This window comes from uncultured Aquimonas sp., from assembly GCF_937888285.1.
Lineage (GTDB): Bacteria > Pseudomonadota > Gammaproteobacteria > Xanthomonadales > Xanthomonadaceae > Aquimonas.
Map to the genome: position 1 here is coordinate 1 of NZ_CALART010000088.1, position 18466 is coordinate 18466.

The window sequence follows — 18466 nt, forward strand, 5'->3', positions numbered from 1 at the left end:
ATGGCCCTGCAAACCTGGCAAGACTGAAACAGTCGTGTAGTTCAGAGGCTCCCTAAAGTCATTCGTCTCACGAAGCAATGCATAGGATTTCGGATCCGCGAGAATACTCCCATAGTCAGTAATCACTCGCGAGTCGCGAATTAGTGCGGCCCGACCTCCTTGCTTCGGAGAAAGGTCTGCGATGACCTGCCTCATTGACGATTCGAGGGTGCTGTGAACTGCGTGCCTTACTTCTGTATAGTCCCGCGCAGACCTGAGCCCAATGAACTCCTTTATCTCCTGTGACGAGAGCGCTCTCTGCCAAACGCCGAAGCGATCCGATTGAAGGCTTGAGACGTCGATGCCCCACTCCTCCCTGGCATGCTTCAAGAGATAAATGGCAACATACAGATTTCTCACACCTTGAGCATTGCTCCCTGTCTGTCGCCCAACCTCCTTGAATACGTCGGCGGAGGTGCCTTGTGATACCTCCCTTTCGACTGCTTGAAATACAAATCGAGCCTTCGCCTCCGGCGGCCAAAGTCGAAGCCCACCGATATGCCTGAAGCCTATAAACTTAGTGACTTCTTCCCGATTAGCAGCGACAAAGCACGGGACTGAGCTGAGTTTTTCTGCAGTATCCGGGGGAAATTCGACTGTCGAAAACTGAACATCATCTAGTTCCGGCAACAGACCCAGAATGATTTTCAGGGTTGCAAGCCGTCGATTACCCTCGACAACCACTTTCCTGTCGCCTTCATTAACAACAACCAGCGGGTCGGTCTCGAAATAGCCATTGTCGGCGAAAGACTGCGCTAGTTCGCTCAGCGCCTCCCCATCTCTCAGGTGTCTAATAATCTCCGCCTCTGAAGCATTAATCAAATGCTCAGGCAGCCGAGGATTCAGAGAATCGAGAGTGAGATTTGCCACCGGGATCTGTGTGATTTGCATAAACTCAAGTCCTTGATTTGGCAGCTCTCTTCACATATTCCTCCGATACTCCCCACCCACCTCATACAACGAATGGCTGATCTGCCCTAGGCTGTGGGTCTTCACCGCTTCGATCAGCGCGGCGAACAGGTTTTCGCGCTTGCGGGCGGTGTGCTGGAGGTAGGCGAGGCCTGAGGCGGGTTGCCCCCTCTCCCCCTGCCCCTCTCCCACCAGGGGAGCGGGGAGAACGGCGGCGTTGCGGTTCTGCTGGTAGCTGCGCACGTTGGCGATCTGCTGGCCCTTCTCGTCTTCAGTGCTGCGGATCAGCTCGATGGTGGTGGTGATCTCGCCGCCGTGGTCCTTGCCGAGGTAGGTGTTCACGCCCACCAGGGGCAGGCTGCCGTCGTGCTTCTTGTGTTCGTAGTACAGGCTCTCTTCCTGGATCTTGCCGCGCTGGTACATGGTGTCCATGGCGCCCAGCACGCCGCCGCGCTCGCTGATGGCCTCGAACTCCTTGTACACGGCCTCTTCCACCAGGTCGGTGAGCTGGTCGACCACGAAGCTGCCCTGCCAGGGGTTCTCGTTGAAGTTCAGCCCCAGCTCCTTGTTGATGATCATCTGGATGGCCACGGCGCGGCGCACGCTCTCTTCGGTCGGCGTGGTGATGGCCTCGTCGTAGGCATTGGTGTGCAGGCTGTTGCAGTTGTCGAACAGGGCGTACAGGGCCTGCAGGGTGGTGCGGATGTCGTTGAACTGGATCTCCTGCGCGTGCAGGGAGCGGCCTGAAGTCTGGATGTGGTACTTCAGCATCTGGCTGCGCTCGTTGGCGCCGTAGCGCTCGCGCATGGCGCGGGCCCAGATGCGCCGGGCCACGCGGCCGATGACGGTGTACTCCGGGTCCATGCCGTTGCTGAAGAAGAAGCTCAGGTTCGGCGCGAAGTCGTCGATCTTCATGCCGCGCGCGAGGTAGTACTCGACGATCGTGAAGCCGTTGGACAAGGTGAAGGCGAGCTGGCTGATCGGGTTCGCGCCGGCCTCGGCGATGTGGTAGCCCGAAATAGACACCGAGTAGAAATTGCGCACGTTGCGATCGACGAAATACTGCTGGATGTCGCCCATCATGCGCAGCGCGAACTCGGTGGAGAAGATGCAGGTGTTCTGCGCCTGGTCTTCCTTGAGGATGTCGGCCTGCACGGTGCCGCGCACCTGGCGCAGGGTCTCGGCCTTGATGCGCTCGTACACCTCGGGCTCCACCAGCTGGTCGCCGGTGACGCCCAGCAGGCCCAGGCCCAGGCCGTCGTTGCCTTCGGGCAGCGGGCCGGCGTATTCGGGGCGCGGCTTGCCTTCGAAGAACTTCTCGATATTCGCGTGCGCTTCGTCCCAGCGCGCCTGGTCCGCGCGCAGGTACTTCTCCACCTGCTGATCGATGGCGGTGTTCATGAACATCGCCAGGATCATCGGCGCCGGGCCGTTGATGGTCATGCTCACGCTGGTGGTCGGTGCGCACAGGTCGAAGCCGGAATACAGCTTCTTCATGTCGTCGAGCGTGGCGATGGACACGCCCGAGTTGCCGATCTTGCCGTAGATGTCCGGGCGCTCGGCCGGGTCCTCGCCGTAGAGCGTGACGCTGTCGAAGGCCGTGGACAGTCGTGCGGCCGGCTGGCCCACGCTCAGGTAGTGGAAGCGGCGGTTGGTGCGCTCGGGCGTGCCCTCGCCCGCGAACATACGGATCGGGTCTTCGCCGCTGCGGCGGTAGGGGTAGACGCCGCCGGTGTAGGGGTAGTGCCCGGGCAGGTTTTCCTTGCCCAGGAAGATGAGCAGCTCGCCCCAGCTCTTCCACTTGGGGGCGGCGATCTTCGGGATCTTCTGGTGGCTCAGCGATTCGCGGTAGTTCTCGACGCGGATGACCTTGTCGCGGACGGTGTATTCGTTGAACTCGTCGGTGACGGACTTCAGGCGCTCGGGCCAGGCGCGGAGCAGCTTGAGGTTCTCGCTGCTGAGCGACTGGACGGCGTCGTTGTAGCGCTGGCGGAGGGTGAGGAGGGTGCGGTCGGGCTCAATGCGAGCCCCTCCCCCGGTGGGGGAGGGGTTGGGGAGAGGGTTCGGGTGTTGCACGGCCTCTGGGCTTGCCGGACCCTCTCCCCCAACCCGCACCCCGGCCGCTGCGCCTGCATGCGCAGCGGCGTTCGCGGCCTCGCCGCGTTGCGGCTCGAAAGCCCCGCTCACCCCACGGGGAGAGGGGAGCAAAGCACTGGCGTCGTAGAGCTCCAACGGCCTGGGCAGCGCTGGATCCTCCAACTCGCGCAGCGCCTCGTACACGCTCTGCGCGCGGCTTGCGATTTCGCTCTGCTTTTCGATGCCGTGGTTGATCGCCCTGCCCTGCTCGGCGATCTCCGCCAGATAGCGGATGCGCGCGCCGGGGATCAGCACCGTGGCGCGGGGTTCCTTCAGGCTGACATCCACCTTCGGATGGAAGTCGCAGCGCGGACTTGCCGAGCCCTGCTCTACCAATCCCGAATCCCGAATCCCGAATCCCATCTTTGCCGCCACAAGGCGGCAAAGATTGACAAACATCCAGCTCACACCCGGGTCGTTGAACTGGCTCGCGATGGTCGGATAGACCGGGACCTCTTCATCCGGCATCTGGAAGGCCACGCGGTTGCGCTTCCACTGCTTGCGCACGTCGCGCAGGGCGTCTTCGGCGCCGCGGCGGTCGAACTTGTTCAGGATCACCAGCTCGGCGAAGTCGAGCATGTCGATCTTCTCGAGCTGGCTGGCCGCGCCGTAGTCGCTGGTCATCACGTAGACCGGGAAGTCGACCAGGTCGACGATCTCGGAATCGCTCTGGCCGATGCCGGCGGTCTCCACCAGCACCAGGTCATAGCTCAGGCCGCGCAGGAAGGCGATGCAGTCCTTCAGCACGGCATTGGTGGCGACGTGCTGACGGCGGGTGGCCATCGAGCGCATGAACACGCGCTTCGAGCGCAGTGAGTTCATGCGGATGCGGTCGCCCAAGAGCGCACCACCGGTGCGGCGGCGGGTCGGGTCGACCGAGATCACGGCGATGCGCATGGCCGGAAAGTGCTGCAGGAAGCGGTTGATGATCTCGTCGGTGACCGAGCTCTTGCCGGCGCCGCCGGTGCCGGTGAGGCCGACCACCGGGGTCTTGCCGCCGGCCAGCTGCCAGCCCTTGCGCAGGGCGGCCAGCTCGGCCTCGGGGATGGCGCCTTCTTCAATCGCGGAGAGCATGCGGCCGACGGCGATCTCGTCGTCCGGCGTCACCGCGGCGGGCTTCTGCGTGCTCAGCCGGGCCTTGGTGGTGCGGGCGACCAGGTCCTCAATCATCCCGACCAGGCCCATCTGCATGCCGTCGTTCGGATGGTAGATGCGCTCGACGCCGTAGGCCTGCAGCTCGGCGATCTCTTCCGGGGTGATGGTGCCGCCGCCGCCGCCGAACACGCGGATGTGGCTGGCGCCGCGCTCCTTCAGCATGTCCACCATGTACTTGAAGTACTCGGTGTGGCCGCCTTGATAGCTGCTCAGCGCGATGCCGTCGGCGTCTTCCTGCAGGGCCGCGCGGACCACGTCCTCGACCGAGCGGTTGTGCCCGAGGTGGATGACCTCGGCGCCCTGCGACTGGATCAGGCGGCGCATCACGTTGATGGCGGCGTCGTGGCCGTCGAACAGGCTGGCGGCGGTGACGAAGCGCAGCGGCGATGCGGCGGGCGCGCTGTCGTCGGCGGGCAGTCGGCTGGCGGGGGTGCTCATCGGGGGGCCTCGATGCGGGGTCTACGTAGCCCGCCATTGTACGCGGCCCGATGTGAGGCACCCCTGCCGAGGGTTGGGCCGTGAGCGCACGAAACCCTGCGGCCAGGTACGGAAACGACTGGTGACCGCTACGACAGAGAGGCGGCGCACCCGAAGGGCGCGCCGCCTCCAACCGATCACATCACGGTGCAGCTGTAGTACCAGCCGTTGTCACCGCAGTACCAGGTCTCGGTCAACACCCAGCCCTCGCTGTAGCAGGTGAACACAAACCGCACGCCGTTGCCGTAGGGGTCCATGTTCTCGGTGGCCGTGACGGCACCCTGGTTATGGGGTCCGCAGGCGTCGGCGGGCGCGAAGGGATGCGCCTGAACGGTGCTGCCGAACCCGGCGAACAGGACGAGCGAAGCTGCCGCGGTGAGAAGGAGCGATTTCATCGACCAGATCTCCACAGTTGTGTGTCGCAGGGAATGGTGCGGATCTCCGCCGGGACATCCCGGGCGGAGTCGAGAACCATCGAAGATCTGTGGCGGCTCGACAAGCTGTCAGATCTGACAAGGCGGTGACGTGGCCTACTTCCACCTGGCGGTTGCGGCGGTGTCGCGCTTAAACCGATGGGAGCAGGGCGAGCATCAGCGCAGCGCATCCGCCATCTAGATGCGACACATGCACCCTGCCTGCTGCGGCATTGGGCTGCGCGATCCAGCGCAGGCGCATTCGCGGAACGCCGAGCGGTTCATGGCTGAGGGGCTGAGTGGTACATGCGCTGCGCTCATGTGCCCTACGACTCGACGAGCGCCTTGCGTGCAGGCGTTTGCCCCACGGCCGCGAGCGCCCATAGGCGGTCGGCTTCGGGGCAGGCTTGGTGTCACTCGAGTCGTAGGGCGGACAAGCGCAGCGCATCCGCCATCGGCCTGCGACGCGTTTGCGATGCCACAGCACCCGCGGAACGCCGAGCGGTTCAGGGCTGAGGGGCCGAGTGGTACATGCGCTGCGCTTATGTACCCTACGACTCGACGGACGCCTTGCGCGCAGCGGAGTCGATTGCCCTTGTACGCGTAGGGCGGATAAGCGCAGCGCATCCGCCATCCACATGCCGATGCGTGGCTCGCCCTACAGCACCTGCGGCAGCACGAACGCCAGCGCCAGCGCCGCCGGCAGCGCCTGGATGAAGTAGATCTTTCGGCTGGCGGTGGCACCCCCGTAGAGCCCGGCCACCAGCACGCAGGCGAGGAAGAACACCTGCACGTCGAGGCCGGTCTCACCCTGCCACAGCCCCCAGAACAGGCCTGCCGCGAGGAAGCCGTTGTACAGGCCCTGGTTCGCGGCCAGTACCTTGGTCACCGCTGCTTTCTCGGCGCTCATGCCGAAGGCGCGACGGCCGCGCGGCGTGTCCCACAGGAACATTTCAAGCACGAGGATGTAGACGTGCAGCAGGGCGATCAGCCCCACCAGTGCGGTTCCGATCCATTGCATCGCGCTGCCCTCCCCGGCCTTGACGATGGGCGGATCATCGCCGATCCGGACGCGAGAGTGTCCCCGGCCTGCCACGAAACAATCCCGGGGACGAGGAGGCCGCGCAGCGGCGGCCCGGGCTGGGCCACACTGTGCCCCGCCGCCCTGTGACCCGACGAGCCCACGCATGAGCACACCGCCGCCGATCGCCACCCCGCGCCCGCCCGAGGATCGCCTGCACCTGATGGACGCCCTGCGTGGCTTCGCGCTGCTCGGCATCCTGCTGATGAACATCGAGTTCTTCAATCGCTCGGTGCATGACTACATGAGCGGCATCGACACCTCGCCCGGCGCCGCCGGTTGGGCCGCCTGGATCGTCTACGTGTTCGTGCAGGGCAAGTTCTGGGTGCTGTTCTCGCTGCTGTTCGGCATGGGCTTCGCGCTGATGCAGGACCGCCTGGAAGGCACAGGGCGGCCGTTCGGGAGGCTCTACTTCCGCCGCACGCTGGCACTGATGGCCTTCGGCCTGCTGCACATCGTGCTGCTGTGGCCGGGCGACATCCTGTTCGCCTACAGCATCACCGCGCTCATGCTGATGGCCTTCCTGAAGGTCCGCGGCGTTGCCGTGCTGATCACCGGCCTGGGCCTGTACTTCGCCGTCTCCGCGCTGTGGGTGCTGCTCGGCGCCGCGCTGGGCTTCATGCCCGAGGACGCCAAAGCCGGCATGGCCGAGGAGATGAGCAAGGCACTCTCCTTGGCCATCGAGTCGGACCGGATCTACGCCACCGGCGGCTATCTTGAGATCAGTCTCCACCGCGCGCAGGAGTACTTCACGGTCATGCTGCAGACCGTGCTGATGTTCCAGGTGCCGATGGCGCTCGGCGTGTTCCTGCTGGGGGCCTGGCTGCTGCGCTCGGGTCGCATCCAGAACGCCGGCGCCCATCTGCGCTTCTGGACGCTGACCCTGCTGCTTGGCGGCCTGCTCGGCGCCTTCTTTGTGCACTCCAGCCTGGGCGTCGGCGTGAACTTCGACGTGCGCACGGAGATGGGCGACGCCCTGCTTGCCGCGGGTCTCATGGCGCTCGGCAACCTGCCGCTGTCAATGGCCTATCTCGCTGCCTTCGTGCTGCTGTTCCAGACCGGGCTCGGCGCGCGCGTGCTGGGTCTGCTGGCGCCGGCGGGGCGGATGGCGCTGACCCACTACCTGCTGCAGTCCCTGGTCTGCAGCCTGCTGTTCTACGGCTATGGCCTTGGCTGGTATGGCGAGGTCGATCGCTGGGAGCAGGTGCAAGTCGCGCTCATGATCTTTGCCGCGCAGGTGGCGCTGTCGCCGCTGTGGCTGCGGCATTTCCGCTACGGCCCCTTGGAATGGTTCTGGCGTGGACTCACCTATGGGCATCTACCCGCCCTCAGGAAGTCCTGATGCCTCGCTCTCAAGATGCCCAAACCTCACGCAGTGCCGAGTTCCGTCGCCCCCGCGAAGGCGGGGGCCCAGAGGCTCGGCGCGATCGACTGGGTCCCCGCCTGCGCGGGGACGACGATGTACGTGCAACCGCGTCCGCGTTGGCCTGTCGGGATGCCGGGGTCGCGCGCTCCGCGGCCTGGCAAGTCACGATGCCTCGCGCGCCGGATGCTGAAGCCTCGCGTACCTTCTTCGGCCGTCGCCCCCGCGAAGGCGGGGGCCCAGAGGCCCGGCCCTGTCGGCTGGGTCCCCGCCTCCGCGGGGACGACGGCGTAAGCCAGCCCGCATCGGCGCTTGCCTGCCGGGATGCAGGGCGCGGATGCTCCGAGGCCTCGAAAGCCCTGATGCCGCGCACGCTGGATACTGAAGGCGCGCGCACCCTCCTTGGCCGTCGCCCCCGCGAAGGCGGGGGCCCAGAGGCCCGGCCCTGTCGGCTGGGTCCCCGCCTCCGCGGGGACGACGGCGTAAGCCAGCCCGCGTCGGCGTTTGCCTGTCGGGATGGCGCAGTCGGAATCACTGCGGCTTCCTGGCTGCGTGGGTGGCACTCAATCGCCATCGCACTCCTGCTCGCCTTCGGACTGGCCCTGCACCCCAGGGCCGAGGCCAGCGATGCCGGCGTCCTCGACCTTGAGTATCGCGCCCTGCTGCTGGACCTCGGCCAGCGCGACCAGCTGCTGCGGACCAGCCTCTCCGGCTGCGCTCGGCAGCCCGTTGACGACCGACCCGCGTGCTTGCAGCGCATGCGCGACACCGATGTCGAACACATGGCTGAACTGCATGCCCTGCTGTGGTCGCGCGGCTGGCCGCTGGCCAGTCGCGTTGGCGAAGATGCCGCGTTCAGCGCGTTCCTGGTGATCCAGCATGCGCACTCGGGCGTACAGGCGGCCGCGCTGCCTGCCGTTTCGCTCAGCGTCTGGCAGGGCGAACTCAGACCCGCCGCGCTGGCGCTGTTGACTGATCGCGTACTGACCCGCGCGGGACGGCCGCAGCGCTACGGCACGCAATCGATGCGCTGGCCGCTGTGGCCCGCGACCGTGCGGCTGCCGGTGCTTGAACCCGAGAAGCTCGACGAACGCCGCCGCGCGCTCGGCCTGTCTCCACTGCCCTGAAGAGGCTGCCCCTCGTGATGCGCTCCGCTGTTGATCCCCTCGCCCAGCCCTTCACCCTGCCCTGCGGCGTGGTGCTGAAGAACCGCCTGTGCAAGACCGCGATGACCGAGGGCCTGGGCGATGCGCAGCTGCGCGCCACGCCTGAACACGAACGTCTGTATGCGGCATGGGGCGCTGGCGGCGCGGCGATCAATATCACCGGCAATGTGATGGTCGACCGCTTCGTGATCGAGCGGCCGGGCAATGTGGCGATCGATATCACGCACGCGCCCAGCGTCGATGAGGAGGCCCGCGCGCGGCTGCGCGCCTGGGCCGAGGCAGGCACCCGCGACGGTGCCCAGCTGTGGATGCAGATCAGCCATGCCGGGCGGCAGTCGCCGCGCTATGCCACGCGCCAGCCGGTCGGCCCCTCGGCGGTCACGCTGGATCTGCTCGGCAGCTACAAGACGCCGCGCGCGCTGGAGGAGCACGAGATCCTCGACATCATCCAGCGCTTCGGCGCGGTGGCGAAGATCGCGCAGGACTGCGGCTTCACCGGCGTGCAGGTGCACGGCGCGCACGGCTATCTGATCAGCAGCTTCCTGTCGCCGGTGACGAATCGCCGCGAGGACCGCTGGGGCGGCAGCATCGAGAACCGCGCGCGGCTGCTGCTCGAATGCGTGCGCGCGGTGCGGGCGCAGGTCGGGCCGGGCTTTCCGGTGTCGGTGAAGCTGAACTCGGACGACTTCCGCAAGGGTGGCTTCAGCCACGCCGACTGCCTGCAGGTGGTCGAGCTGCTCAACGCCGAGGGCATCGACTTGCTGGAGATCTCCGGCGGCACCTACGAGCAGCCGCGCCTGCTCGGCGTGGAAGGCCGCAGCCAGGATGCGGTGCAGGTGCGCAGCAGCACCCGCGTGCGTGAGGCCTACTTCCTGGAGTACGCCGAGGCCATCCGTCGCGTCGCGACGATGCCGCTGATGGTGACGGGCGGTTTCCGCACCCGCGAAGGGATGGAGGCCGCGCTCGCCTCGGGTGCACTCGACGTCCTCGGCATCGCGCGGCCGTTCTGTACGCACCCGGACTGCGCGCGCGAACTGCTGCGCCACCGCATCGACCGTCTGCCGGCCTTCGAGCAGAAGCTGCATCTGGCGCCGCGCGGTTGGGCCTCGCCCGCCAGCCCGCTCCTGCTGATGAAGATGATCAACGTGCTTGGCGCGCAGGGTTGGTACTACCAGCAGATGGATCGCATCGCCCGCGGCAGGCCGGTGGACATCGAGCGCGGCATGCTGCGCAGCTTCCTGCGCTACTGGTGGGACGATCTGGGGCGGGCGATTCGGCTCAGGCGTTGAGGCCGACGCGCTGGCAAGGACGATGGCAGCCGCGTGGTGCGCGACACGCGCACCCTATCACGCAGCTCGCGCGGGTCGGTTGGCGAACGCCTGCATCAAGGCGTCACGCGCCTTTGTAGGGTAGATAAGCGCAGCGCATCTACCAGCGCTTCCCGTGGACGCCCAAGGCCCATCGAAATCCGAGCGTCTGCACGCACGTCTTCGATCATCCCTGGCCCGCGCGAAGCGCTGCAGCCAGCGGATCCGTTGGCAGCGGCACTCCCAGTCTTTCTCGGCCGCCGTCAGTCTTCCTCGGCCGCGGCCAGTCGCCCCTGCTCGCGGATCAGCGCCTGCTCGCGCGCATCGCGGATCGCCCACTCGATGGCGTCGAGATCGACTTCGGCCAGCTGCTCCTCGAACACGCCGCTCAGCGGCGTATCCGGCAGCAGGTCGCCGGTCTCGAACAGGGCCCACATCTCTTCGGCGTAGCGGGTCTGCATCAGCTCGGGCGCGAAGCGGCCCAGGCTGATGCTGAGGTTGTTCACGTCGCGACGCAGCAGATCGCGCGCGGCGTTGTTGCCGGCGGCATCCACCACCTGCGGGAAGTCGATCACCACCGGGCCGTCGGCATCGACCAGCACGTTGTACTCCGACAGATCGCCGTGGATCAGCCCGCAGCAGAGCATGCGCACGACCTCGCGGATCAGCCGCGCGTGGTAGTCGCGCGCAACTTCAGGCTCAAGCTGCACCTCGCCCAGGCGCGGCGCGTCGTGGCCCTCGGCGTCGGTCACCAGCTCCATCACCAGCACCCCGCTGTAGAAGCCGTAGGGCCGCGGCACGCGCACGCCGGCGTCGAAGAAGCGGTAGAGCGCATCGACCTCGGCGGTCTTCCACGCGGCTTCGGCCTCGCGCTTGCCGAACTTGCTGGCCTTGCCCATGGCGCGGGCCTCGCGGCTGCCGCGGGCCTTGCGGCCTTCCTGGTACTGCACGCGGTTCTGGAAGCTGCGCTGCGCCATGTCCTTGTAGACCTTGGCGCAGCAGATCTCGTCACCACGCCGCACCACGTAGACCGCTGCCTCCTTGCCGCTCTTCAGCGGCCGGATCACGGCATCGAGAATGCCGTCTTCGATCAGTTCCAGCAGGGCGGCAGGGGCTTTCATCCGGGGTCCGGCGGCATCAGGGCCGCGCACAGTAGCAGCCCGCGGCGCCGTGGGTGTCTTCGGGCGCGTCACCCCAGCTTGTCACAGCGCTCCACCTGCCGCAGTCTGCGCGCGCACCATCCATCGAACACAGGCCAGCGCCATGGACACCATCCCCTTCCACTTCGACTCCCACGGCGGCTTCGGCGAGGTCAAGGGCCTGGCGCGGCTGGACGAGTTCGGGTTGGAGCTGCAGTTCAGCACCCGCGACGCGGTGTTCGGGGTGATCAAGAGCGACATGCGCAGCCTGCGCATTCCGCTGGACAGTCTGCTCAGCGTGCGTTTCTCCGCCGGTTTCCTCTGGCTGATGCCGAGCATCGAGCTGCGCGTGCGCGACCTGAATGTGCTGCAGGGCCTGCCGGAGTCCGAGGAGGGCCGGGTCAAGCTGCGGGTCAAGTTCGGCGAACGCCACGATGCCCGCGCCTTCGTGCGCGACCTCGAAGCGATGCGCACGCACTTCCGCATCCAGATGCTGGACCGCACGCTGGATCGCATGACCGGCCACCTGACGGGCCGCGAGCCGCCGCCGGCGCCGCTGCAGACCACTGCGCCGCCGAGCCCGGCACCTGTTTCATCGCGTCCTGCCAGCGTGATCTCGATGGGCAGCGGGCCGCTGGGCAACCGGCCGCGCGACTCGCAGTCCGAAAGCTGATTCCGCAGCGGGCGCGCGCCGTACGCCGGCGTTCGATCAGGCCTTCACGCTGCGCCTACAATGCGCGGCCCTTCGCCCGCCCAGTGAACACCGGATGTCCCAACTCCACGAGCTGCTCGACAAGAACCGCCAGTGGGCCGCGGCGGTGCGCGCCGAGGACCCCGCCTTCTTCAAGCGTCTGTCCTCGCAACAGGCACCCAAGTACCTGTGGATCGGCTGCTCGGATTCGCGGGTGCCGGCCAACCAGGTGACCGGGCTGGCGCCGGGCGAGGTTTTCGTCCATCGCAATATCGCCAACGTGGTGGTGCACACGGACCTCAACTGCCTGTCGACCATCCAGTTCGCGGTCGACGTGCTCAAGGTGGAGCACATCATCGTCTGCGGTCACTACGGCTGCTCCGGTGTGCACGCGGCCATGGCCAAGACCCGCGTGGGTCTTGCCGACTACTGGCTGCGCCACGTCGGCGATGTGGCCTACCGGCACGGCGAGATCCTGGCCGCCGCCGAGCTGGAGAGCCTGCGCCACGCGCGCCTGTGCGAGCTCAATGCCATTGAGCAGGTGGTGAACGTCTGCCAGACCACGATCGTGCGCGACGCCTGGGCGCGCGGGCAGTCGCTGAGCGTGCACGCGTGGATCTACGGCCTGCTCGATGGCCGCATCCGCGAGCTGGGCTTCGGCGTGGACGGCCCGGAAGACCTAGAGCCCGCCTATGCGGCTGCGATCGAGTCGGTGCGCTGCGGCGACCGCTGCGACGCGCGCGGCAAGCTGCATCCGGTGGACTAGGGCGGCGCTGATCAGATCCCGCCGGCCTTGATCGGTGAACGCGAGTCCGGCATATGCCAGGACTGGCGTGCACTGGATCAAGCATCGCGCGCTCGATCCGCGGGTGCACCCTCCACGGCGCGCGGCAACGCTGAACTCTTGATCGTTGCCGCAGGCGCGCCCTGGTCCATGCGGCTCTGCCCGATGCGCGCCTGCGCCTCGGCGCTTGATGGCCCCTGAGCGCGGCGGTTTGCGTTGTCGGAGCATGGAGACTCGACCATGCCTTGCCGATCGCCGCGCCCCGACGCGACCGCCCTACCCCTTCGCCCCGCGGGCCGCGCAGCGCTTCGGCGACGCGGCCCGTGTGCGCGCTGCCGCGCTAGACTCCGGCCACCGCCAGCGGGGGCCGGAGGGGTGCATGGACACAGTGGACGACTGGCTGGCCGCAGCCCGCGGCGGCGATCGCGTGGCCGGCGATGCGGCCTTCGCGGCGATCTATGCCGATCTGCGCCGGCTCGCCCAGCGCCAGCTGGCGGGACAAGGGCCCGGGCTCGGCGCCACCTCGCTGGTGCACGAGGTCTACATGAAGATGGCGCGCCCCGGCATGCAGGCCAATGACCGCCAGCATTTCTTCGCGATCGCCGCGCGCGCGATGCGCCAGCTGGTGGTCGACGACGCCCGCGAGCGCGCCGCCAGCAAGCGCGGCGGCGGCCAGCGCGCGCTGACCCTCGACGAGGGCCTGCACGACATGCCGCTGGACGCCCGCCTCGACGACCTGCTGGTGCTCGACCAGGCGCTCGATCGGCTGGCAGCGCTGGACCGCGAGGTGGCCTCGCTGGTCGAACTGCGCTTCTTCGGCGGGCTGGAGCTCGAGGAAATCAGCCAGCTGACCGGACGCTCCGAACGTTCGCTCAAGCGCGACTGGCGCAAGGCGCGCGCGGTCCTGCACGCCGCGCTGGCCGAACGCGAGGTGCCGCATGACTGAGCCCGCCCTGCCCTGGGCACGGCTGTCTCCCCTGCTCGACGAGCTGTTCGAGCTGGAAGAAGCCGCGCGTGCTGCCCGGCTGCAGGCCATCGAGGCCGAGAACCCCGCGCTGGGCGCCGAGCTGCGGCGCCTGCTGGCGGCGGATGCCGGCGCCTCCGGCCTGCTCGATCACGGCATCGCTGCCGCAGCACCGACCCTGGTCTCGCAGCTGGCCCAGTCCGAGCACGAGGACCGCAGCCTGCAGGGCCGGCAGCTCGGCCACTACCGGCTGCTGGAGCGCATCGGTCGCGGCGGCATGGGCGAGGTCTGGCGCGCCGAGCGCGCCGACGGCGACTTCCAGCAGCAGGTTGCGGTCAAGCTGATCGCACCCGGCCTGCTCGGCGATTCGGCGGAGCAGCGCTTCGCCCGCGAGCGCCGGATCCTGGCGCGACTGGAGCATCCGAACATCGCGCGACTGCTCGACGGAGGCCTCGCCGAAGGCACGCCCTATTACGCGATGGAACTGGTCGAGGGCGAGAGCCTCACCGCTTACGCCGCGCGGCTCGGGCTGTCGACCCGCGCCCGCGTCGAGCTGCTGCTGCAGGTCTGCGATGCGGTGGCCTATGCGCACACGCGCCTGGTCGTGCATCGCGACATCAAGCCCGCCAACATCTTGGTCGACGGCGACGGCCGCGCGCGCGTGCTGGACTTCGGCATCGCCAAGCTGCTGGACGACAGCGACGTGCGGATCACCCGTACCGGCGTGCGCGCCTTCTCGCCGGCCTACGCCGCGCCCGAGCAGATCCGCGGCGAGGATGTGGCCACCAGCACCGACGTGTACGCCCTGGGCGCGGTGCTGTACGAGCTGCTGACCGATTCGCTGCCGCATCCCGAGCGCCGCGCTGGCGGCGATCGCCTGCTGGCGACGCTGGAGGCCGAGACCCTGGTCAAGCCCAGCCGGCGCCAGCGCGAGACCACCGGCGGCGGCGGCGCGCGCGCGATCGACGCCGACCTCGACACCATCACCCTGACCGCCCTGCACGCGGACCCGCAGCGGCGCTATCCGAGCGCGGCGCGACTGGCCGACGACCTGCGCGCCTGGCTGGGCGCGCGGCCGATCGCCGCACGCGCCGACACCGCGCGCTACCGCATGGGCAAGTTCGTGCGCCGCCATCGCTTCGCCGTCGGCGGCGCCAGCGTGGCCCTGCTGGCCCTGCTGGTCGGCCTCAGCGTGGCGCTGTGGCAGGCCGAGGTCGCGCGCGAGCAGGCGGTGCGCGCCGATGCCGAAGCCGAACGCGCGCTGGCGGCGGCCCGCCGCGCCGACAGCGAGGCCGAGCGCGCGCTCGAGGCCGCGCGCAAGGCGGACCGCATCAAGCAGTTCCTGAGCTCGATCTTCACCCAGGCCGATCCGCTGCGCCGCGACCCGCGCGGCGAACTCACCCTGTCGCAGGCCTTCGATGACGCCGTCCAGCGCATCGACCGCGAGTTCGAGGCCGACCCCGACATCCGCATCGATCTGCTCGACGATTTCGGCGAGATCCGCGCCGGCCAGGGCGATTTCCAGGGCTCGCGCGCCCTGTTCGAGCGCGCGCTGGCGCTGGCAGAGGCGACGCACGGTCCGAATCATCCGAGCGTGGCCGAGTCCTCGCTCAATCTCGGCGTGCTGTCGACCTACGAAGGCCGTTTCGCCGACGGTGAAGTGCCGCTGCGGCGCGCCTTGGACATCCTGCACAGCATGCCCGAGGCACCGGTCTCGATGCTGGCGGCGGCGCTCAGCGGGCTGGCCGCCGTCCTCCACTCCACCGGCCGCGGCGAAGAGGCCCTGCCCCTGCTGCGCGAGATCGTCGAGCTGCGCCGCACGCGCGCACCGGATGACCGTCGAATGCTGGCGATCGACCTGCAGAATCTGTCGGTTGCGCTGGTCAGCCGCGGACTCATTGACGAGGCCAGCACACATACCGCAGCGGCACGCTCCATTCTGGAAGAACTGCACGGCGAGGACTCCGCCGCGATGGTGCCGCTGCTGTGGCTGCAGGAGGACATCCAGTACCACCGCGGCGAACTCGCCGCGCAGCGCGAAACGGCACAGCAGGCGCTGGAGCTGAGCAAGCGCCACCTGCCGAACGACCACTGGTGGACCGCGCATTCGCTGACCACGCAGGGCTGGATCTTGAACCGCGACGGCGAGTACGCCGCGGGCTATGCCGCGCTTGACGAGGCGCAGGGCATCTTCGAGCGCCTGTCCAGTCCGATGGTGGTGGAAGCTTTGCTGCGGCGCGCGCAGTCCTTCAAACTGCAGGGCCGCCTGCGCGAGGCGCAGGCCGAGCTGGCCGACGCCCTGGAGCGCTGCAAGGCCACCGAGCGCGAGCGCAATCCCACCTGCCTCGCGGCGCTGGCGACAATCGCCGAAGTGGCGGGCAGCAACGGTGACATCGAAGTCGCACTGGCGCACTCCGAGCGCGCGCTGGCGCTGATCGCGGAAGAGCTCGGCGATCACACCGACGAGTACGCGCAGGCCCTGCTGGGCCGGGCGATTGCACTCGAAGGCAGCGGGCGAGGCGAGGAAGCTGCGGCGCTTCGTCGCCAGCGCCATGCCGTGCTGCGCGCGCTGTATGGCGACGAGCATCCGTTCGTGCGCAGCGTGGCGGCGGCGATGGGCAGCGCGGACTGAGGCTGGCAGAACGGTCGCTTGTTCGCCGAGTTTCACGCTCGCTGAATCACCGAGTCACAGGCGAGGGTGACCGGTGCGAATGCACGATCGGTCACGCTGCCACTCGGCACCTGCGCCCGACGTGGCGGCAGCTGCCATACGGCACAGCGGTCCAGCGATTCGCGTTGTCGACTGCCGCTGCACGCGCAGCGACGCATGCTTCGCACCATGAACAGATGTTTGATCGCTTTGCTCGCATGCGGCCTACTCTGCTCGGCAATGCTTTCGCAGGCGCAGGACTGGCTGCAGACGCAGCGCTGGGCGCAGCGTCTGGTGATCGTTGATGCGCCGCTGGAAGCCGCGCTGACGCCCGCCATGGCCAGCTACGACGCCGCGCTGCGCGAACGCCGGATGGCGGTGTGGGTGCTCGACGACGGCGGCCTGCGCTGGATCGGAGGCAGTGCGCCGAGCGCGTCAGCCGACGTTGACGAAGCGCAGCTGGCGAGCCTGCGGCAAGCCCTTGAAGGCGCCCCGATGCGACCGGGCCTGCATCTGTTCGGGCTCGATGGCGGCCTGAAAGCCAGCCGAAGTCGGGCCGAGCAGCTGCAGGAGCTGATCGATGCGGTGGATTCGATGCCGATGCGGGTGCGCGAAGCGCGTGGGGATACAGTGCAGCCGCAGTAAGCCGCAACGGACTTTGGGCTCGACGCTCGACAGTGGTTTCCGACGGTCTCACCCGGGCCTTGGCGACGCGATGCGAACGAGGGCGTGGCCAGTGTCCAGGTCACGGTGGGCCGGGGCCCACCCTATGGGAGCACTGCCTCACGCGTCATTCGCGGACGCGGCGCATCGCGATTCCGCGTGGGTGGTTGTCTTTCGCAGCAGAGCGGCGCGCGGCGAGCCTCGGGGCCATGGTGGGCCAGGGCCCACCCTATGCGGCGCTAGCATCTGCGACCTCGCGCTCAATCGGTCAGTCCCACCTTCGCCGGTTCTGACTTGCGAGACCGGGCGCATCACGCCGCGGCCAGCCGCAACGCGACACGCGCGACAGCTCATAGGGTGGGCCCTGGCCCACCGTGGCCTGGACGCCGGCTCCACCCCTACAAGTCCTCACGCGATCAGGCATTCACGCTATGGCGCCTGCGACTTTTCGCAAGCGCCGCAAGCGCGGACTTCATCGAGGAAGCCCCCTGCGAAAGTCGAGGAAATCCCCTGCGAAAGCAGGATCACGCACCCGAGTTCAAAGCCGCCGCATGGTGCCGCAGGTGGTCCTCGACAAAGCTCTGGATGAACCAGTAGCTGTGGTCGTAGCCGGCATGACGTCGCACCCGCAGCGCCTGTCCGGCCTGCGCGCAGGCGGCCTCGAACAGCTCGGGCTTGAGCTGGGCATCGAGGAACTTGTCATCGAGGCCCTGATCGATCAGAAGTTCACCGCTGAAACGATGACCGTCCTCGACAAGGGCGGTGGCATCGTAGGCGCGCCACGCGGCGCGGTCCTCGCCGAGGTAGCGCGGAAACGCCTTCTGCCCCCAGGGCACCTGGCTGGGTGCGACGATCGGCGCGAAGGCCGAGCAGCTGCGGAACACGGAGGGATTTTTCAGCGCCAGCGTCAGCGCGCCGTGCCCGCCCATCGAATGGCCGAACACGCCGCAGCGCTGCATATCCACCTGGAAATTCGCGGCCACGGCCGGCAGCAGCTCCTCCAGCAGATAGCGCTGCATGTTGAAGCGCGCGCTCCACGGTGCCTGCGTGGCATCGAGATAGAAGCCCGCCGCCTCGCCGAACTCCCAGTCGCCAGTGGCGCCTTCGATGCCGGTGTCGCGCGGGCTGGTGTCGGGCATGACCAGCACCAGGCCCAGTTCGGCGGCGACGCGCTGCGCCCCCGCCTTGATCGCGAAGGTCTCCGGCGAGCAGGTCAGCCCGGCGAGATAGAACAGCACCGGCCGCGGCCCCGGCTGCGGCGGCATATAGACGCCGAACTGCATCGGCCCGCCGCAGGCCTTGGATTCGTGGCGGTAGAAGCCCTGCACGCCGCCGAAGCAGCGCTGGGCCGAGAGGGTTTCGATCGCCATCAGTACACCACCACCGAACGGATCGACTCGCCGCGGTGCATCAGGTCGAAGGCGTCATTGATCTTCTCCAGCGGCATCGTGTGGGTGATCAGCGAGTCGATGTCGATCTTGCCCTCCATGTACCAGTCGACGATCTTCGGCACGTCGGTGCGGCCGCGC

The 18466-nt window shown here is 67.9% G+C and carries 15 protein-coding genes; 8 read left to right on the forward strand and 7 right to left on the reverse strand.

What is annotated here, in order from left to right; translation table 11 throughout:
- The 4 genes from Q0654_RS15965 to Q0654_RS15980 all read right to left on the reverse strand — a co-directional run.
- The coding region (locus Q0654_RS15965; protein ID WP_298855716.1) for a ParB N-terminal domain-containing protein at window positions 1–930 on the reverse strand (930 nt) is incomplete at its 3' end.
- A gap of 30 nt (window positions 931–960) precedes the next feature.
- Window positions 961–4677, reverse strand: a complete 3717-nt coding sequence (locus Q0654_RS15970; RefSeq protein WP_298855719.1) for a methylmalonyl-CoA mutase family protein — start codon at window positions 4675–4677, stop codon at window positions 961–963.
- Between the two features lie 176 nt (window positions 4678–4853).
- A complete protein-coding gene (locus Q0654_RS15975) occupies window positions 4854–5111 on the reverse strand; it encodes a hypothetical protein (RefSeq protein WP_298855721.1) in 258 nt (85 codons plus the stop codon).
- A gap of 676 nt (window positions 5112–5787) precedes the next feature.
- Window positions 5788–6150, reverse strand: a complete 363-nt coding sequence (locus Q0654_RS15980) for a DUF1304 domain-containing protein (RefSeq protein ID WP_298855723.1) — start codon at window positions 6148–6150, stop codon at window positions 5788–5790.
- Window positions 6151–6316: 166 nt separating this feature from the next.
- Between Q0654_RS15980 and Q0654_RS15985 the strand changes: the two genes are divergently transcribed.
- On the forward strand, window positions 6317–7552 hold the full coding sequence (locus Q0654_RS15985; RefSeq protein ID WP_298855725.1) for a DUF418 domain-containing protein: 1236 nt from the start codon (window positions 6317–6319) through the stop codon (window positions 7550–7552).
- Window positions 7553–8136: 584 nt separating this feature from the next.
- On the opposite strand, the gene Q0654_RS15990 is transcribed toward Q0654_RS15985, so the two are convergent.
- Complete coding sequence (locus tag Q0654_RS15990) at window positions 8137–8370, reverse strand: hypothetical protein (protein ID WP_298855727.1); 234 nt, start codon at window positions 8368–8370, stop codon at window positions 8137–8139.
- Between Q0654_RS15990 and Q0654_RS15995 the strand changes: the two genes are divergently transcribed.
- Together Q0654_RS15995 and Q0654_RS16000 are read left to right on the forward strand one after the other, a co-directional pair.
- Complete coding sequence (locus tag Q0654_RS15995; protein WP_343230148.1) at window positions 8266–8700, forward strand: DUF6624 domain-containing protein; 435 nt, start codon at window positions 8266–8268, stop codon at window positions 8698–8700. The two genes, Q0654_RS15990 and Q0654_RS15995, sit on opposite strands and share 105 nt — an antisense overlap.
- 17 nt (window positions 8701–8717) lie before the next feature.
- Complete coding sequence (locus Q0654_RS16000) at window positions 8718–10028, forward strand: NADH:flavin oxidoreductase/NADH oxidase family protein (RefSeq protein ID WP_298855732.1); 1311 nt, start codon at window positions 8718–8720, stop codon at window positions 10026–10028.
- 281 nt (window positions 10029–10309) lie between these two features.
- On the opposite strand, the gene Q0654_RS16005 is transcribed toward Q0654_RS16000, so the two are convergent.
- A complete protein-coding gene (locus Q0654_RS16005) occupies window positions 10310–11167 on the reverse strand; it encodes a PA4780 family RIO1-like protein kinase (RefSeq protein ID WP_298855733.1) in 858 nt (285 codons plus the stop codon).
- A gap of 142 nt (window positions 11168–11309) precedes the next feature.
- On the opposite strand from Q0654_RS16005, the gene Q0654_RS16010 reads away from it, so the two are divergent.
- The 5 genes from Q0654_RS16010 (at window position 11310) to Q0654_RS16030 (ending at window position 16919) form a co-directional block, all read left to right on the forward strand.
- Window positions 11310–11858 carry a hypothetical protein gene (locus Q0654_RS16010; protein ID WP_298855736.1) on the forward strand — a complete coding sequence of 183 codons (549 nt, stop codon included), beginning with the start codon at window positions 11310–11312 and terminating at the stop codon, window positions 11856–11858.
- A 94-nt stretch (window positions 11859–11952) separates the two neighbouring features.
- Window positions 11953–12642, forward strand: a complete 690-nt coding sequence (gene can, locus Q0654_RS16015) for a carbonate dehydratase (protein WP_298855738.1) — start codon at window positions 11953–11955, stop codon at window positions 12640–12642.
- 397 nt (window positions 12643–13039) lie between these two features.
- Window positions 13040–13606: an ECF-type sigma factor gene (locus Q0654_RS16020; RefSeq protein WP_298855740.1), complete on the forward strand. Its 567-nt coding sequence runs from the start codon at window positions 13040–13042 to the stop codon at window positions 13604–13606.
- Entirely contained in the window at window positions 13599–16256 is a 2658-nt protein-coding gene (locus tag Q0654_RS16025) for a serine/threonine-protein kinase (protein ID WP_298855743.1), read from the forward strand. The genes Q0654_RS16020 and Q0654_RS16025 overlap by 8 nt, the downstream gene beginning before the upstream one ends.
- A gap of 258 nt (window positions 16257–16514) precedes the next feature.
- Window positions 16515–16919: a DUF4174 domain-containing protein gene (locus tag Q0654_RS16030; RefSeq protein ID WP_298855745.1), complete on the forward strand. Its 405-nt coding sequence runs from the start codon at window positions 16515–16517 to the stop codon at window positions 16917–16919.
- A 542-nt stretch (window positions 16920–17461) separates the two neighbouring features.
- Here Q0654_RS16030 and fghA read toward each other — a convergent pair.
- Window positions 17462–18310, reverse strand: a complete 849-nt coding sequence (fghA, locus tag Q0654_RS16035; RefSeq protein WP_298855747.1) for an S-formylglutathione hydrolase — start codon at window positions 18308–18310, stop codon at window positions 17462–17464.
- Window positions 18311–18466: the final 156 nt, after the last annotated feature.

Bases quoted from the DNA above. Each gene is read 5' to 3' on its own strand.
- Q0654_RS15985 (WP_298855725.1), top strand. From the start codon at position 6,317: ATGAGCACACCGCCGCCGATCGCCACCCCGCGCCCGCCCGAGGATCGC.
- Q0654_RS16030 (WP_298855745.1), top strand. From the start codon at position 16,515: ATGCTTTCGCAGGCGCAGGACTGGCTGCAGACGCAGCGCTGGGCGCAG.
- Q0654_RS15990 (WP_298855727.1), bottom strand. From the start codon at position 8,370: ATGCAGTTCAGCCATGTGTTCGACATCGGTGTCGCGCATGCGCTGCAA.
- Q0654_RS16000 (WP_298855732.1), top strand. From the start codon at position 8,718: ATGCGCTCCGCTGTTGATCCCCTCGCCCAGCCCTTCACCCTGCCCTGC.
- can (WP_298855738.1), top strand. From the start codon at position 11,953: ATGTCCCAACTCCACGAGCTGCTCGACAAGAACCGCCAGTGGGCCGCG.
- Q0654_RS15980 (WP_298855723.1), bottom strand. From the start codon at position 6,150: ATGCAATGGATCGGAACCGCACTGGTGGGGCTGATCGCCCTGCTGCAC.
- Q0654_RS16005 (WP_298855733.1), bottom strand. From the start codon at position 11,167: ATGAAAGCCCCTGCCGCCCTGCTGGAACTGATCGAAGACGGCATTCTC.
- Q0654_RS16010 (WP_298855736.1), top strand. From the start codon at position 11,310: ATGGACACCATCCCCTTCCACTTCGACTCCCACGGCGGCTTCGGCGAG.
- Q0654_RS15970 (WP_298855719.1), bottom strand. From the start codon at position 4,677: ATGAGCACCCCCGCCAGCCGACTGCCCGCCGACGACAGCGCGCCCGCC.
- Q0654_RS15975 (WP_298855721.1), bottom strand. From the start codon at position 5,111: ATGAAATCGCTCCTTCTCACCGCGGCAGCTTCGCTCGTCCTGTTCGCC.
- Q0654_RS16025 (WP_298855743.1), top strand. From the start codon at position 13,599: ATGACTGAGCCCGCCCTGCCCTGGGCACGGCTGTCTCCCCTGCTCGAC.
- Q0654_RS16020 (WP_298855740.1), top strand. From the start codon at position 13,040: ATGGACACAGTGGACGACTGGCTGGCCGCAGCCCGCGGCGGCGATCGC.